Raw genomic sequence first — 15560 nt, 5'->3', positions numbered from 1 at the left:
GTGACGGGCACCGGGATGATGAACGGCCGGTCGTGCGCGAGCCGGACGAATGCTGCTCGAAGGGGCGGCGGCTTCCGCGTGGAGCAAGCTCTCGCTGTGGACTGAGCAGGAGACAAGCATGACCCTCATATGGCTTGGTGCGCTCCTTGTTTTGGTCGGCGTGCTCCAGATGGCATTTCAGCCGATCTGGCGAGGCCGGCTGAGCGGTACCAAGCGACTTCGCTCCGGACTTGACACGCTGGAACCTACAGCGCCGGGCGGCGGCTTCGGCATCAAATCGAACTGGCCCGGCCTCGTGCTGGTCGCACTTGGTGGCGCTTCCCTGCTGGCCGCAGCCGTCATCTGAGAGCTCGGATGGGTTGAACTCTTGCGAAACCCATGGCCCCGGCGCGGGTACGCAATACCTGGTCATCCTTGTCAGCTCGATCCAATCGGGAGCATGAAGCTCGATGGGTTTCGCTTCCGCCTTCGCTTTTCGAGCTACGGCGGACAAGCCGCTCGACCCATCGAGCTACGAGCCAAGAATTCTATTTCGGAGCGCTGGTCTGGCCAGCCGAACCCGTGGTCTGCTCACCTCCCGGTCGACCCGGAGCATGCGCCGCAGCACCTGGCTTGTCTTGATCGGCTACGTATCCGGACTCTCCGGAGTTGCGGGTCTTGATCCCTTTGTCCGCATCACGCTGCATCTGCTCGTTTGGCTCGCCAGCCTTGGGCCCTTGGTCTACATCGCGCCGCATCTCCTGCTTGGTTTGTTCACTGGGGGCGGCCTTTTGCTCCTGGGCCGTTGCCTGGAAGGTCATTGCGCTTCCGGCAACGACGATCAACGCGAGAATTGCTGTTCGCATGTTCATCCTCCACGGCTTGCTCCCCCTGAACACGCGAACTTCCCAAGGTTTTCCTTGTTCCAACGCAATTGCCGAAAGGCGCATCTTGCGATCGGTCGTAGGGTCGGCAAAGCGACTTGGCACTGGATTGCGCCGGGTCGTGCTCGGAATGCAATTCGAAGATGTAGCGAAAGTCGAATCGCGCTTGGAAAGTGAAAATTAGTTTTGCGTCATAATCGTAATGACTCCGACGCAAAAAAAGAAAATAGGGTGTAATCAACAAAAATATAACGGGAGGAGTAGATGGACACTGCGGGTCGCCTGCGCGCGATGGCACTATTATGCCGTCAGACAGCCATGCGTCATCCTGATCGAAGTTGGAAGCTGCTCGCCGAAGCTGAGTATTGGGAGCATTTGGCCGATGATGCGGCGCTCGATGGTTTCGAACATCGTCCGGCTGGGTCACCGCTTCATCGAGAGCCTAGCATCACACAACCAGCCGCGGCCGTCGCAGGGTGAATGCGAACAACATAGTTTGTTAGGCTCTGTGTGCCTAACTTGAAGAGTGCCGCCCACCGCCGATTGCGGCACATTGGAATGGGAATGCCGGCCCCGGCTGTTACCCCCATCCTGCGGCTGGGGCCGTTTTGAACTTCACAGCATCGTTCAAACCCGGTCCACAACCATGCTTAGAGGCATTGCTATAGCGCTGTTCGGAATGGGCATCTTTTCTCAGCTCGACCGAGCGCTCTTCTATGGTCGCAATACCGAGGCCGCGCTCAGTCTTATACGGGACATCAGCCGGGGCTTCGGGCTGTAGCGCACCGTGCGTGCCGCGTTGATCAGACAGCGCCTCGCCACGACCCGACGGACGATCACCGCGATTGCAGGCTCTGCTCTCGATTGTCACGCCCGCGAAACGGTTCTGCTTCACCACCCGCTCCATGGGAGGCGGCGATGGCACTTTGCCGGAACGGCGGCTGGGCAGGCTGGGCCGCCGATAATTCCTGACAATACATCCGGTCGATGGTGTGCTGCATGAGCGCATAACAATCGCATGCGACGCGCTCGAGCCGCGCCCGATCAATTTTCATAAACCCGCGCCGGTCGGACGGGACGGCGCCGGCCGCGCGCAACCTGTTCATCGTCAGGGTCACTGTCGGGCGACGCACTCCGAGCAATTGCGCAAGCGCCTCCTGCGTCACGGGAAGGAGGTCATCGGCAAGGCGATCATGAAGCTGCAGGAGCCACCGCGCCATGCGCCCGTCAACCCGGTGCAGCGCGTTACATGCGGCAACGTGCTGGAGCTGCAATAACACCGCGCGGGCGTGAACCTGCACGACATTCCTGATCGCCGCGCTCTGCGCGTAGGCAGCCCGGAATTTGGCGGCGGAAATCAGCGATGCTGTGCCGGCCACGCGAGCAACCGCGGTCACGGACGAAAGCGACGGGCCGAGCACCGAGAACGAGGCCAACGCGCCTTCGCGTCCCATCAAGGTGGTCGCGACCGACTGCCCGTCGGGCATATCGAGCATGAAGGCGATTGCGCCGCTATGGGGAAAATAAACCGGGTCGAGCTCATCGCCCGATCGCACCAGGACAGTATCGGGTGCGAACGAGACCTTCTGGAAGTACGGCGTCAGTAAGGCGAGGTCCGCCGGCGGCAACGCCGCCAGCAGCCGGTTTCCATCAATACCAGTCCGGGGGACGGTCGCGATGCTTTCGTGCGAAGGAACACCCAATGGGCGACGGCCGCCACTTGCTTCATCTGCCATGATGACCCGAAATACGCGTTACCAAACAAGATCATCCAAACAGAGCCATCTGTCGAGATCAAGCACGGATCATTGCGGACAGCTCACCGACATCATCGCGAGAGCTCGCATAAATCATACTATTGCCGCTCAGCAGACCATCGCCCTGATGGGGAGGCAGCTCGTTGATGATTGAGCCCTGGCAAAATCGTCGCCCTGACGGGCAGGGCTATCGCATGTGGCTTGCACGATGCGGCGGCATCGGCACTGGGCTCCCTCTCCCGCTTGCTTGCGGGAGAGGGAGCAAGCCCCCGATCAGGCCAATGGTTCGCATCCCTATCGTCTCCGACCAATCGCGATGGCGGATGTAGCACCTCCCGCCGACAACCTTGCCGTTTACCGGGAATTCCGCGAAGCTGGGCAGCGTAAAGGCGAGACGGACTATTTCAGGGAGGACGCATTCCATGAAGATCTTAGTAGCAACCGCCTTAGCTTCATTGTTGGTGACGACCGCAAGCGCTCAGGACTCCCCCTTCCGCAAGGAGCTGAAGCGGGGCGATCTGACCGGCACCAACATGGAAATCATCACGAGCATCAGCGAAATAAAGCCCGGAGAGACGTCGACCCGGCACATCCACCATGGCGACGAATCCTATTACTTCCTCGAAGGAGGCACGATCGAACTGCCGGACGGAAAGCAGGTGCCGATTCCAACGGGTTCGGTCGGCTTGAACGTCCGGGACGTACCGCACGGCGCCTACAAGGTCGTTGGTGACAAGACGCTCAGGCTGCTGACCGTCCACGTCGTCGACAAGGGCAAGCCGCTCTACGACACGCCGGCGAAATAGCACGGAAGATGGACGGGCTCTGCGAAGCGCGGCCCGCCGGCCGTTGACGCAGCCGCGCTCCGACGCTAAATGGCCATGTCGGAAAAGGCAGACTTGGTCTGGTAAGCCCAAGTCCTTTCGGTAACGAAAGCTCTGGTCTTTGGGCTCGCGCCCGAGATCCCCACGACGAACAACGGTCGCCGATCAGGTGATCCCTCGTTCGTCCGTGAGGTCTCGGGTTCGGGAAACGCTCCGGTCGAACATCGACAGTCGAAGATCGACAACGGAGCTTTTCATGCAAAATCCCGACACCATCCCCTATGACGTCATCATTGCCGGAGCAGGTCCGGTCGGCCTGTTCCTAGCCTGTGAGCTCAGGCTTGCGGGCTGCTCGGTGCTGGTGCTGGAGAAGGCGCAGGATCCGCATTCGCCGCTCAAGGGCCTGCCGTTCGGGCTGCGCGGGCTTTCAGTGCCGACCATCGAGAGCCTGGATCGCCGCGACCTGCTGGACGATCTCACACGCCGCGCCGCCGGCCGCGGCACGCCGGCGGCCGCGCACTGGATGCAGCAGCAGCGCCGCCCGGGCGGCCATTTCGCCGGCATCCAGTTCTTCCACGACCAGATCGACAGCGCGCAATGGCCGTATCGCCTGCCCAGTCCCATCGGCAGCGTCGCAGCCGACATGGCGAGCATCGAGGCCGTTCTCGCCACGCGCGCGGGGATGCTGGGCGTCGAGATCCGGCGCGGCTGCGGCGTCGAGTCTCTCACGCAATCGGACGATGGCGTCACCGTTGCAACGGCTGGCGGCATGGCCGAGGGCCGCTGGCTGGTCGGCTGCGACGGCGCACGCAGCATGGTGCGAAAGGCCGCCGGTATCGGTTTCTCCGGCACTGATCCGGAATTCACCGGCTATTCCGCGCTGGTCGAGCTGGCCGACCCGGCCGCGCTCACGCCGGGCCGCCATTACACGGCGTCGGGCATGTACACCTATGCGGCGCCCGGCACGATCGCCATGGTCGATTTCGACGGTGGCGCCGCTCACCGCAGCGAACCGGACCGCGATCATATCGAGGCGGTGCTGCGCAAGATCTCGGGCCTCGATGTAAACGTAATTGCCCTTCGGCTCGCCACCACCTGGACCGACCGCGCCTATCAGGCGACCTGCTATCGCAAGTGCCGCGTCCTGCTGGCGGGCGATGCTGCCCACGTCCATTCGCCGCTGGGCGGCCAGGGCCTGAACCTCGGCCTTGGCGACGCCATGAACCTCGGCTGGAAGCTCGCCGCGACCATTCGCGGCAATGCTTTGGCCGGCCTGCTCGACACCTATGCGGCTGAGCGCCAGCCGGTCGGAGCACAGATCCTCGACTGGTCGCGCGCCCAGGTCGCTCTCATGCGTCCGAGCAGGAGCTCGCGCGCGCTAGAGGCGATCATCCGTGATCTCATCGGCACGCGCGACGGCGCGACCTATTTCGCCGAGCGCGTCTGGGGCGTCTTGCTGCGCTACGATCTCGGCGATGCCCATCCGCTGGTGGGCCGCAGCGCGCCCGATTTCGTACTGGCCGGTGGCAGACGGCTGGGCGAGCTGCTCAGGACAGGACGAGGGCTGCTGCTGGACTTCGACGTCCGACCATCGCTGCAAGCGCTTGCGCGCCGCTGGAGCGGCCGGATCGATCATGTTGCCAGCGAGCCTGAGGATCGACTCGGGTTGAGCGCCTTGCTCGTGCGCCCGGACGGAATCGTGGCATGGGCCGGCGGGGAGCCGCCCGATCTCGAGGAAGCGGCTCGCGCCACGGTGCGATGGTTCGGTCAACCCGATTGATGAGAAGGTGCGCCGTCGCGCCCGCCCCTACGACGCCTTCTGCTTCGCCTCGACGTAGCGTGTAAAATTGTCCAGGATCGCCTGCCAGCCGCCTTTCTGCTGCTCGACCGAGTGGGTCGCTTCGGCATCGAAGACGACGCGGACAGTGACGCCCTTCGGGCCGGGCACGAACTCGACTTCGGCCTTGCGATCGCCGAAGGCATATTCGATCAGCTTGTGCTCGACGATCGTCGTGTAGGTGCCGGCGAAGTCGAAGCCCATGCTGCCGTCCTTGGCCTCCATGCGCGAGGAGAAGGCGCCGCCCTCCCGCAGGTCGACCGTCGCTCTGGTGGTGTGCCAGTCGTCGGACGCGGCGTTCCACTTCACGATGTCGGCAGGCGTCGTATAGGCACGCCAGACCTGATCGATGGGGGCGGCGACGCTGGTTTCGACGGTGATCCTCATGGGCATTGCTCCGGTTGCGACCTTGACGGCTCGAATCGACAAAATCACGTCACCTGCGCCGGGTCCATCTCCAGCACGTCCGGGACGTGTCGACATAAAGACGATCGAGACCGGTCCATGCCGACATGGCCCGGCCGTCAATGCGCAAAAAAGTTGGAAAGCTGTCATTCCCCGGCAAAGCTAGCGACGGGGCGCCGAGAGCTCGTAATTGATGCAGTCCATTTTGATGTCGTATGGACCCTGATAGATGCCATCGCTCACCCACCGATAAACCTTGCGGTAGGTGGTGATCTGCTCGGAGCGCGGTTGATTGCCGGCCGGACGGTTAACATCGGAAATCGTCTTCGACGACGTCTCAGTCAGGGTCAGCTTCTCGTCGGGATGACCGTCACGCTTGAACACCATCGTCGTGGCAAGCCCCGAATTGTTGTCGGCTGCGCTGAAGCGCGAGCTCAAAAGCTCATCGTTGACCGCAGCAAGCAGCGGCCCGCCGACCCAGCCCTTCGGCAGCATGATCAGCGAGGAGCGATTGAAGATGATGATCGGTGCATCGCCGCTGGGCAGCACGCCCCGGCAGCCGTAACGCCATTCGCTGGCGATGGCAGGCGCGGCATTCGCCGCGACGGCGAGTGCGATCAGGCCTGCGAGAATGGAGCGAACCGGACGATTTTCGGCGGTGGCGGGAATCAAGTTACGCATGGCTGGTCAAATCGGCCTTGTCTTCGCGCGAACTCGGCGTGGGACGGCGCACTGAGCGACGGGCTCAGGACGAGCGCTGCGACCGCGACTCGGATCGATGCTTTCAAGGCCTTCATCGCGCATTCCTTCGTCGCGGCTTGTCGGGGCTTGCGCGCCATTGGTGCGCCCGGACGCCGGAAAGGTTCAAAGCAGGCGCGGCGCTGGCCGAGGGCAGCATGCTTCAAGCCACCAGCGCGGCGGCCTCGTCGGCGGCGTCGATGCCGCGCTGTGCGGCCAGGAGGCTGATGATCTCCGCGTTGGGGCGGGCCTTGCTGAACAGAAAACCCTGGCCTTCGTCGCAGCCCTCGGCGCGGAGGCAGCTGAGCTCGGCTTCGGTCTCGACTCCCTCGGCGGTGATGGTGACGCCAAGGCCCTTGCCGAGGCTGACGATGGAGCGGATGATGGCCTGCGCTTCGCGGTTGGCGCCGAGGTCGCGCACGAAGGACTGGTCGATCTTGATCTTGTCGAACGGAAAGCTGCGCAAATAGCTGAGGCTGGAATAGCCGGTGCCGAAATCGTCCATCGAGATGCGCACCCCGAGCGCGCGCAGCGCGTGCAGCGTCGCCAGCACCTGCGCGCTCTTCTCCAGCAGCAGCGTCTCGGTGATCTCGAGCTCGAGCCGGCGCGGCGGCAGGCCGGAGTGCTTCAGCGCGTCCGTCACCATCGAGAGCAGATGGCCGCTGCGGAACTGGAGCGGCGACAGATTGACGGCGACGCGGACGTCGTCGGGCCAGCTCGCGGCATCGAGGCACGCCCGGCGCAGCATCAATCCGCCGAGCGGATTGATGAGGCCGGTATCCTCGGCGACCGGGATGAACTCGGCGGGCGAGACCATGCCGCGCTCGGCATGCGGCCAGCGCACCAGCGCCTCGAAACCGGTGATGCGCCCACTCTGAAGGTCGATCAGCGGCTGGTAATAGGGACGCAGCACGTCGGCCTGGATCGCATCGCGCAGCTCGACCTCGATCTTGCGGCGGCTCTGCGCCTTGGCATCGAGCGCGGCCTCGAAGAAGGCGAAGCTGCCGCGCGCATCCTGCTTGGCGCGCGACAGCGCCATGTCAGCGCTCTTGAGCAGCTTCTCGGACTCCTCGCCGTCACCCGGCGCCATCGCGATGCCGATCGAGGCGCCGATCACCACGGAATGGCCGTCGAACAGATAGGGATCGGAAATGGCCTCCAGCAGGCGTTTTGCGAGACCCACCGCATCTTCGGGCCGCGCCAGCCCGCTCTGCACGATCGCGAACTCGTCGGAGTTGAGGCGCGCCAGCGCATCCTCGTCGCGCAAGGTCGAGCGCAGCCGTTTGGCGACGCCGCGCAGCAGCTTGTCGCCGATCGCATGTCCCAGCGTGTCGTTGACCGCCTTGAAATTGTCGAGCCCCAGCATCAACACCGCAACCTTCTCGGCGCTGCGCCGCGTGTGCAGCAGCATCTCGTCCACCTGCTGGCGCAGCAGGTTGCGGTTTGGCAGGCCGGTGAGCCCGTCATGCTGGGCCATGAAGGCGAGCCGCGCCTCGGCGCGCTTGCGCTCGGTGATGTCCATCAGTGCGAGCAGCACCGCGGGCCGCTCGGCATAGGTCAGTTCGCGCGAATAGATCGCAAGATCGATCAGCGCGCCGTCGGCCTTGACGTGCTTCCAGGTGCGGCCAGCCTGCTCGACGCCGGTCGGGTCGGTGGTCCAGGGCGGCTCGCTCTCGAAGGCCTGAAGGCTGCGGATCGTCAGCTTCTCGAACTCGGCACGGCTATAGCCGTAATGCGCGATCGCGGCGTCGTTGACGCCGAGGATGCGCTCGTCGTCCAGCGCGCAGACGATCATGGGCACGGGATTGCCGTCGAACAGCAGGCGGAACGAGGCCTCGCGCTGCTTCAATTCGGTGATGTCGACACGCAGGCCGACAACGCCGCCGTCGTCGGTCAGCCGCTCGTCGATCAGGATGACGCGGCCGTCCGCCAGCTTCTGCTCATGGCGCGCGCCGGGCTGATAGAGCTTTTGCAGCCGCTCGGCAATCCACTCGTCCTCGTGACCGATGGCCTCGGGATAGTCGCCGCGGGCGACGCCGACGCGCAGCGTGTCTTCGAGACGCGCGCCTTCGGCGAACAGGTCCGCCGTCTTGCTGTAGATCTCGGCGTATTTCCTGTTCCAGAGCACGTAGCGGCCCTCGGCATCGAGAAACACGATGCCCTGGGGCAGGATATCGATGGCCTGGCGCAGCCGCTCGTGGGCCTTGCGCGCATCCGCGACCGCGGCCTCCGCCTCGGCGCGGCTCCGCACCAGCTCGTCTTGGGCAATTGGCGGATGCGGCGCGCGCGCGAAGCGCGGCTTGCGCGGCGCGCCGGCAGCGCGCGATTTGCGCTTTCGCTTTGTCGGATTTCGAGACCCCAAACTCAACTCACATGTCCCAGTCGCGCCCAGCGCCCGAAAGTCTTGGGGCAAGTGTCTGAAAAAAAAGTAATCTTGGGCGGAGCGGCCACGGTGGGTTCCGGTCCCGCGCGCACCTTTCTGCCTGTTTGCAGGGCGCAGTCCGCAGCTGCGGACGCGCCAGGCCCGCCGGGGCGTCGCAATCAGCAAGCGATCCGGCGCAAAATTGCGCGCCCGCGTGAATCATTTCCGGGATCGTGCGCGATTGCATGCGGGCCGGGTCTATTCCGCACGCCGCGCACGAATTTTGGTCAATGCAGTCTAAGGTTATCGTGGCGTTAAAAAATCGGCCGGCCGGCACAGGATTCTGCAATGGCTCATTGGAAATATGGATCATGGTGTTGCGCGCCGTGAGGCGGCGCAAGCCGAATCTTAACCCTGACGCGGCGTTGGGTTATAAGGATGTCAGCATGAATCCCCGCCGCATCGCTCCCCTCCTGCTCGTCATGACGCTGCTGGCCGCCGGCGGCGTGCTGGCCCAGGACAAGGGCAGCGTGAGCCCAAAACCGCTGCCGCCGCTGGCCAATCCGAACGATCCGCATCTCGGCGCCAAGGAGCTGTTCGCGCGAAAACTGCTGCCGTCGACGGGGCCGGCGCATGTCATCGGCTCCTACACCAAGGGCTGCATCGGCGGCGCCGTGCAGATGCCGCTCAACGGCGACAATTGGCAGGTGATGCGGCTGTCGCGTAACCGCTATTTTGGCCATCCTGATATGATCGCGCTGATCAAGCGCCTGGCTGCCAAGGCGCACAAGGACGCGGGCTGGCCGGGCATTTTGGTCGGTGACATCGGCCAGCCGCGCGGTGGCCCCGCGCTGTCGGGCCATGCCAGCCACCAGATCGGCCTCGATGCCGACATCTGGCTGACGCCGATGCCGGACCGCCGGCTCTCGCGCGAGGAACGCGAGGAGATGTCGGCGGTGATGATGGTGCGGCCAGACCGGCTCGACGTCGATCCGAAGGTGTTCACACCCGGCCATGTGCTGGTACTGCGCGATGCGGCGCAGGAGCCGGCGGTGCAGCGCATCTTCGTCAATGCCGCGATCAAGAAGGCGCTGTGCCGCGAGGCCAAGGGCGACCGCTCCTGGCTGTCGAAGATCAGGCCGTGGTGGGGTCACGACTATCACTTCCATATCCGCATGCGCTGCCCGGCGGGCGCCGGCGACTGCGAGGGCCAACCATCGCAATCCGAGGACGAGGGCTGCAAGCCGTCCGACCTCGATTATTGGTTCAGCGACGCCGTGCTGCATCCCAAGCCACCGCCGGAACCGCCGAAGCCGAAACCGCCGATGACGCTGGCGCACATGCCCGCGGCCTGCAAGGCAGTGCTGCATGCGGGGGATGCGAAGCCGTAAGGCGAGCCACTGCCATCAGCCGACAGCCGTCGTCCCGGACAAGCGCGCGCCGCTCAGGGGCGACAGCGGTGGTTGGGGCGCGCTTGGCCGGAATGACGAACGAGTTGATTGTTCGCATCGCGACAATGCGTCAAAGCGCGACGAGATTTGGATGAATCGTCATCGCGCTTTAGGTTGTTGTTTGCGCATGATCTTTTCGGAAAACCGCTTCGCACTTTTCCGGATCATGCGCTTGGTCGTCTTTGACCTGGGGCCGCGGCCTGCTATGTTTGCATCGCGATATCCCCGCCGGCCGTAAGTCGTTGCGGGGACACGTGGAACAGCGCTTCCGCCGGTCGCGACCGAACCCACCAACGCCAGATCTGCGCGTGCGTCTGCACGCGCGAGCTCGCACGGAGCGCATCCATGATTCGTATCGCCGGACTATTCACCGCCTTCGTCATCCTCGTGAGCGCGAGCCTCTCGCCGGCCAGCGCCGAGGACAAGACCATCACCGTGTTCGCCGCGGCCTCGATGAAGAACGCGCTCGACGAGGTTGACGCCGCCTACACCGCCAAGACAGGCGTCAAGTTCAGCGTCTCCTATGCCGCAAGCTCGGTGCTCGCCAAGCAGATCGAGCAGGGCGCGCCGGCCGACGTGTTCGTCTCGGCCGACACCGACTGGATGGACTACGCGGCTTCCAAGAAGACCATCAACGAGGCTTCCAGGGTCAACCTGTTCGGCAACAGCATCGTGCTGATCGCGCCGAAGGATTCCAAGGTCGACAACGTCGCCATCGCGCAAGGCTTCGACCTCGCAAAACTCGCCGGCGACGGCAGGATCGCGACCGGCGACGTCAAGTCGGTGCCAGCAGGCAAATATGCCAAGGCGGCGCTGGAGAAGCTGGGCGCCTGGCAGGCCGCGGAGCCGAAATTCGCCATGGCCGATAGCGTGCGCGCTGCGCTGACGCTGGTCGCTCGTGGTGAGGCCTCGCTCGGCATCGTCTACTCCACCGACGCCAAGGTCGAGCCCGGCGTGAAGATCGTCGGCACCTTCCCGGCGGATTCGCATCCGGCGATCATCTATCCCGTCGCCGCGACCACGAGTGCGAAGCCGGAGACGAATGATTATCTCGCCTTCCTGCGCTCGGCCGCGGCCAAGACCATTCTGGAAAAATACGGATTCAAGTTCCTGGTCAGCCCGACGACTTGATGCCCACGACTTGATGCTCGACATCTCTCCCACCGAATGGACGGCGATCCTGCTCTCGCTCAGGGTCGCCGTCATCGCCACGCTGGTCGCAACGCCGTTCGGCATTGCGCTGGCATGGCTGCTCGCCCGCAGGGATTTTTGGGGGAAGTCGGTGGTGGACGCCCTCGTGCATCTGCCCTTGGTGCTGCCGCCCGTCGTCACCGGCTATCTGCTGCTGCTCACCTTCGGCCGCCGCGGCCTGATCGGCGGCTTCCTCGCCGATCATCTCGGCATCGTGTTCGCGTTCCGCTGGACCGGCGCCGCGCTTGCCTGCGGCGTGATGTCGTTTCCGCTGCTGGTGCGACCGATGCGGCTGTCGATCGAGGCGATCGACCGAAAGCTGGAGCAGGCCGCCGAGACGCTCGGCGCCGCGCCGTGGAAAGTGTTCTTCACCGTGACGCTGCCGCTGGCACTGCCCGGCGTGCTTGCCGGCATGATGCTGGGCTTTGCCAAGGCGATCGGCGAGTTCGGCGCCACCATCACCTTCGTCTCCAACATTCCCGGTGAGACCCAGACGATTTCGTCGGCCATCTATTCGCTCATCCAGACGCCCGACGGCGATGCCGCGGCGGGCCGGCTCGTGATCGTCTCGATCGTGCTGGCGATCGGCGCGCTGATCGCCGCCGAATGGTTCGCCCGCCGCGCGACGCAGCGGCTGCACGGGAATTGACCATGTTGCGCGTCGACATCGAAAAGAGGCTCGGCGAGTTCTCACTGTCCGCAACCTTTACCGGCGAGGGGCGCGTCATCGGCCTGTTCGGGGCATCGGGCGCCGGCAAGAGCTCGCTGGTCAACATGATCGCCGGCCTGCTGCGGCCCGATCGCGGCACCATCGTGATCGACGGCGACACCGTCGACGACACCGCGGCCGGCATCCATGTGCCGACCTACCGCCGCCGCATCGGGTACGTGTTCCAGGATGCGCGGCTGTTTCCGCATCTGAGCGTCGGGCAGAATCTCGACTACGGGCGGCGGATGAACGGCCTCGCACCTGACCCGGCCCAGCACAGGCGCATCATCGACCTGCTCGACATCGGCAAGCTGCTGGATCGCCGCCCCGGAAAGCTTTCCGGTGGCGAGCGCCAGCGCGTCGCGCTTGGCCGCGCGCTGCTGTCGAAACCGCGCCTCTTGCTGCTCGACGAGCCGCTCGGCGCGCTTGACGAGGGCCGCAAGCTCGAGATTTTGCCTTATCTGGTGCGGCTGCGCGACGAGGCCAATGTCCCCATGGTGTATGTCAGCCACGACGTCGCCGAGCTGCGCCAGCTCGCGACGCAAATCGTGATATTGAAGCAGGGCCGCGTGACGTCGTTCGGCGGCGTGAAGGTGCTGAGTTAGTGCGATGTGCGTGTGCTGGTGAGAGCCGCCCCGTCCTTACCTCAACCATGCCCCGGCTCGACCGGGGCATCCAGTACGCCGCGGCTTCTCCGTGTCCACGCACCGCCTCTGGAATACTGGATTGCCCGCTTTCGCGGGCAATGACAGCCGGTGTATATGTCTACCAGCCGCGGTCGACGTTGCGCACCTCGCCGGTGCGTGCATCGACATCGACCTCCATCCAGCGGCCGGTGCGGTCGCGGCCTTCGATCTGCCATTCATCGCCGAGGAAGTTCGTGTGCGAGACCGTCGCGATGCCGATGTCGGTCGCGACATCGAGCGCGACTTGCATCGAGATCTGGTCGCCGGTGTCATAGGCCATCGCCGGCGCCGCCGATCCGAGACCGATCGCGACGATGGCAGGAAGGATGAGACTTCGCATGGAACTGCTCCTGTCAAAGACGTTGATCGTCAGGCGAAGAACGAGCAACGCAGCAGGGTGTTCCGGAATCAGCGGTCACAAAGGCGCGGAAATCGTCGGCGGTTGCGGCGATTTGGTGGCGGTTTCTCGTCATTCCGGGGCGCCCGAAGGGCGAGCCCCGAAATGACGGAGAGGTCAGACCCCCGCCACCGAGGTCCACACATCCGCCAGCTTGCGGCGCAGCGCCTGGCGGCGCGTCAGCGGCGCGGGCGGCTCTTCGTCCTCGGGCAAGCGCAGACCGACCACATTGACACGTCCCCCGGAAATGCTGCGCGCGACCAGCACGATCGCGTCCAGCGGCAGCTCGGCGCCCTCCTTCGGCGCGCGGTCGAGATGGACGTCGAAATAGTCGGCGAGCGTCAGCCTGCTCTCGTCCTCGCTGACCTTTACGCCGTAGATCTCGGCGAGCTCTGCCAGCGTATGCTCGCCTGACACCATGAAGTCGCCGAGCAGATGCGGGTCCGGCGCCGTGCTCGGCTGCATGTCGACGAAGAAGCGGTCGAGCGCCTCCGCCTTTTCCGGCGGCGCCAGCAGATAGATGTAGTCGCCGGGCGCGATCGGATCGGCTTCCGTCGGCGTCAGGATGTTCTCATTGCGGATCACGAGCGTCGGCTTGGACCAGGACGGGACCAGGCCGCGGCGGAAATAAAGGCTCTTGGATCGCACCGGATAGCCGACGAGCTGCTGCTCGAGCTGGCCGGGCAGGTCGAGCTCGACGCGCCGCGGGCCGCGATCGGCGCGCGGCAGCGCGACGTGCAGCTTGCGTGCAGCCGGCGCCAAGGTCCAGCCCTGCAGCAGCAGCGAGATGATGACGACGACGAAGGCGACGTCGAAATAGAGATAGGCCTTGGACAGGCCGACCAGCATCGGAATCGAGGCCAGGAAGATCGCAACCGCGCCGCGCAGGCCGGTCCAGGCGATGAAGATCTTTTCGCGCCAGTTGAAACGGAATGGCGCGAGGCACGCGAAAACCGCAAGCGGCCGCGCCACCAGCATCAGGACCAGCGCGACGGCGATCGCCGGCATCACGCTGGCGCCGAGCCGGCTCGGCGAGACCAGCAGGCCGAGCAGCACGAACATCACGATCTGCGCCAGCCAGGTTGCGGCATCGAGAAATGTCACCACCGAATTATGCGCGCGGGTCGGCCGGTTGCCGATGATGATGCCGGCGAGATAGACCGCGAGGAAGCCGGAGGCATGCATGATCTGCGAGCCGCCGAAGATCACCAGCGCACCGGTGGTGACGAACGGCGCATGCAGGCCCTGCGGCAACGCCACCTGGTTCAGCGCGATGACGACGAGCCGTCCGCCGATGACGCCGACCACGGCGCCAAGCACCGCCTCCTGCACGAACTCCATCACCACATGGCCGGGCGAGCTCGAACCGAGCGAGATGTACTCGACCAGCATGAGGGTAAGGAAGATCGCGAACGGATCGTTGGTGCCGGATTCCGCCTCCAGCGTCGCGCCGACCCGCGGGCGCAGGCGCAGGCCCTGGGTATGCACCAGCAGGAACACGGCCGCGGCGTCGGTCGAGGCGACCACGGCGCCGACCAGCAGCGATTCCGCCCAATTGAGATCGAGCGCGAATTTCGCGAACGGCGCCGTGATCAGCGCGGTCAAGAGCACGCCGACGGTGGCAAGCACCAGGGACGGGGCGAGCACGGTGCGGATGCTGGCAAAGCGCGTCTTCAGGCCGCCGTCGAACAGGATCAAAGCGAGCGCCACCGAGCCGACCAGATAGGTGGTGCCGACGTCGTTGAACTGGATTTGCCCGGGGCCGGAATCCCCGGCGAGCATGCCGATGACAAGGAAGACGAGCAGCAAGGGCGCGCCGAAGCGGAGCGCAAGCAGGCTCGACAGGATACCGGCCATCACCAGGACGGCGCCGAGCAAAATGGCGAGGCTGAAAGAGTCGAGGGAGGCCATGCGGTGCTGCGGGTTACTCCGGGTGATCGGCGAATTCAGTCAGGAGGCCACCGGCCGGGCACTCCCTCGCCCCGCTTGCGGGATCGGGACAAGCATAGCTCACCCTGAGAGGGCGGGGTGAAGGGGAGTCTCCGCAAGGACGGTGGCAGATGGACTCGTGGAGACTCCTCCTCACCCGAAATTCAAGCTGCGCTCGAATTTCGGCCTCTCCCCGCAAGCGGGGAGAGGCGAAGCGCGCCGCCATCGACGGAATTTCCCATCTCAAAAACATGTGCTTACGCATCCTTATCGTCGGCGCTCCCCCGCGCCAACCCATTTTCGCGCCTCGCGGCAATCTGCCCGTGTTTTGCGGCGTTAACGCGCTTCACTTCACGGTGTATCGATGGCCGGGCCGCACCCTTTGTGGGATTGTGCGGCACCCTCGAATCA

The 15560-nt window shown here is 64.7% G+C and carries 14 protein-coding genes; 7 read left to right on the top strand and 7 right to left on the bottom strand.

Annotation, left to right across the window (positions count from 1 at the left end; translation table 11 throughout):
- Positions 1-118: 118 nt before the first annotated feature.
- Complete coding sequence (locus AC5V87_RS03570) at positions 119-346, top strand: hypothetical protein (RefSeq protein WP_456841327.1); 228 nt, start codon at positions 119-121, stop codon at positions 344-346.
- A 181-nt stretch (positions 347-527) separates the two neighbouring features.
- Here the strand turns inward: AC5V87_RS03570 and AC5V87_RS03565 are convergent, their stop codons facing one another.
- Positions 528-845 carry a hypothetical protein gene (locus AC5V87_RS03565; RefSeq protein ID WP_456841328.1) on the bottom strand — a complete coding sequence of 106 codons (318 nt, stop codon included), beginning with the start codon at positions 843-845 and terminating at the stop codon, positions 528-530.
- Between the two features lie 854 nt (positions 846-1699).
- Positions 1700-2599: a Crp/Fnr family transcriptional regulator gene (locus tag AC5V87_RS03560; RefSeq protein ID WP_456841329.1), complete on the bottom strand. Its 900-nt coding sequence runs from the start codon at positions 2597-2599 to the stop codon at positions 1700-1702.
- A gap of 443 nt (positions 2600-3042) precedes the next feature.
- Here AC5V87_RS03560 and AC5V87_RS03555 point away from each other — a divergent pair, with 443 nt between their 5' ends.
- Positions 3043-3426 (top strand): cupin domain-containing protein, encoded by a 384-nt coding sequence (locus AC5V87_RS03555; protein WP_495370032.1) that lies wholly within the window; start codon positions 3043-3045, stop codon positions 3424-3426.
- Positions 3427-3700: 274 nt separating this feature from the next.
- Positions 3701-5224 carry an FAD-dependent monooxygenase gene (locus tag AC5V87_RS03550; protein WP_495370030.1) on the top strand — a complete coding sequence of 508 codons (1524 nt, stop codon included), beginning with the start codon at positions 3701-3703 and terminating at the stop codon, positions 5222-5224.
- A 27-nt stretch (positions 5225-5251) separates the two neighbouring features.
- Here AC5V87_RS03550 and AC5V87_RS03545 read toward each other — a convergent pair whose 3' ends face one another.
- The 3 genes from AC5V87_RS03545 to AC5V87_RS03535 form a co-directional block, all read right to left on the bottom strand.
- The gene (locus AC5V87_RS03545) at positions 5252-5668 is read right to left on the bottom strand and encodes an SRPBCC family protein (RefSeq protein WP_456841332.1); all 417 of its coding nucleotides are present in this window, start codon (positions 5666-5668) and stop codon (positions 5252-5254) included.
- 180 nt (positions 5669-5848) lie between these two features.
- Positions 5849-6367 (bottom strand): hypothetical protein, encoded by a 519-nt coding sequence (locus AC5V87_RS03540; RefSeq protein ID WP_456841333.1) that lies wholly within the window; start codon positions 6365-6367, stop codon positions 5849-5851.
- A 220-nt stretch (positions 6368-6587) separates the two neighbouring features.
- Complete coding sequence (locus tag AC5V87_RS03535; RefSeq protein ID WP_456841334.1) at positions 6588-8786, bottom strand: putative bifunctional diguanylate cyclase/phosphodiesterase; 2199 nt, start codon at positions 8784-8786, stop codon at positions 6588-6590.
- A 446-nt stretch (positions 8787-9232) separates the two neighbouring features.
- On the opposite strand from AC5V87_RS03535, the gene mepA reads away from it, so the two are divergent.
- The 4 genes from mepA to modC all read left to right on the top strand — a co-directional run bounded on the left by mepA (position 9233) and on the right by modC (position 12742).
- Positions 9233-10177: a penicillin-insensitive murein endopeptidase gene (gene mepA / locus AC5V87_RS03530; protein ID WP_495370029.1), complete on the top strand. Its 945-nt coding sequence runs from the start codon at positions 9233-9235 to the stop codon at positions 10175-10177.
- 405 nt (positions 10178-10582) lie between these two features.
- Positions 10583-11368: a molybdate ABC transporter substrate-binding protein gene (gene modA / locus AC5V87_RS03525; protein WP_495370028.1), complete on the top strand. Its 786-nt coding sequence runs from the start codon at positions 10583-10585 to the stop codon at positions 11366-11368.
- Positions 11369-11381: 13 nt separating this feature from the next.
- Positions 11382-12077 (top strand): molybdate ABC transporter permease subunit, encoded by a 696-nt coding sequence (gene modB / locus AC5V87_RS03520; RefSeq protein WP_495370027.1) that lies wholly within the window; start codon positions 11382-11384, stop codon positions 12075-12077.
- 2 nt (positions 12078-12079) lie between these two features.
- Positions 12080-12742 (top strand): molybdenum ABC transporter ATP-binding protein, encoded by a 663-nt coding sequence (gene modC / locus AC5V87_RS03515; protein WP_456841338.1) that lies wholly within the window; start codon positions 12080-12082, stop codon positions 12740-12742.
- Positions 12743-12902: 160 nt separating this feature from the next.
- Here modC and AC5V87_RS03510 read toward each other — a convergent pair whose 3' ends face one another.
- Entirely contained in the window at positions 12903-13163 is a 261-nt protein-coding gene (locus tag AC5V87_RS03510) for a PepSY domain-containing protein (RefSeq protein ID WP_456841339.1), read from the bottom strand.
- A 174-nt stretch (positions 13164-13337) separates the two neighbouring features.
- On the bottom strand, positions 13338-15131 hold the full coding sequence (locus AC5V87_RS03505; RefSeq protein ID WP_495370026.1) for a potassium/proton antiporter: 1794 nt from the start codon (positions 15129-15131) through the stop codon (positions 13338-13340).
- Positions 15132-15560 lie beyond the last annotated feature (429 nt).

It is taken from the genome of Bradyrhizobium sp. SOJA106 (assembly GCF_059448745.1).
Note: the sequence above shows the minus strand (reverse complement) of the source record. Positions and strands in the feature narration are given on the sequence as shown.

Coding starts and splice junctions, on each gene's coding strand:
- modC (WP_456841338.1), top strand. CDS start 12,080: ATGTTGCGCGTCGACATCGAAAAGAGGCTCGGCGAGTTCTCACTGTCC.
- modA (WP_495370028.1), top strand. CDS start 10,583: ATGATTCGTATCGCCGGACTATTCACCGCCTTCGTCATCCTCGTGAGC.
- AC5V87_RS03570 (WP_456841327.1), top strand. CDS start 119: ATGACCCTCATATGGCTTGGTGCGCTCCTTGTTTTGGTCGGCGTGCTC.
- AC5V87_RS03555 (WP_495370032.1), top strand. CDS start 3,043: ATGAAGATCTTAGTAGCAACCGCCTTAGCTTCATTGTTGGTGACGACC.
- AC5V87_RS03545 (WP_456841332.1), bottom strand. CDS start 5,668: ATGAGGATCACCGTCGAAACCAGCGTCGCCGCCCCCATCGATCAGGTC.
- AC5V87_RS03540 (WP_456841333.1), bottom strand. CDS start 6,367: ATGCGTAACTTGATTCCCGCCACCGCCGAAAATCGTCCGGTTCGCTCC.
- AC5V87_RS03505 (WP_495370026.1), bottom strand. CDS start 15,131: ATGGCCTCCCTCGACTCTTTCAGCCTCGCCATTTTGCTCGGCGCCGTC.
- AC5V87_RS03510 (WP_456841339.1), bottom strand. CDS start 13,163: ATGCGAAGTCTCATCCTTCCTGCCATCGTCGCGATCGGTCTCGGATCG.
- mepA (WP_495370029.1), top strand. CDS start 9,233: ATGAATCCCCGCCGCATCGCTCCCCTCCTGCTCGTCATGACGCTGCTG.
- AC5V87_RS03550 (WP_495370030.1), top strand. CDS start 3,701: ATGCAAAATCCCGACACCATCCCCTATGACGTCATCATTGCCGGAGCA.
- AC5V87_RS03560 (WP_456841329.1), bottom strand. CDS start 2,599: ATGGCAGATGAAGCAAGTGGCGGCCGTCGCCCATTGGGTGTTCCTTCG.
- modB (WP_495370027.1), top strand. CDS start 11,382: ATGCTCGACATCTCTCCCACCGAATGGACGGCGATCCTGCTCTCGCTC.
- AC5V87_RS03565 (WP_456841328.1), bottom strand. CDS start 845: ATGCGAACAGCAATTCTCGCGTTGATCGTCGTTGCCGGAAGCGCAATG.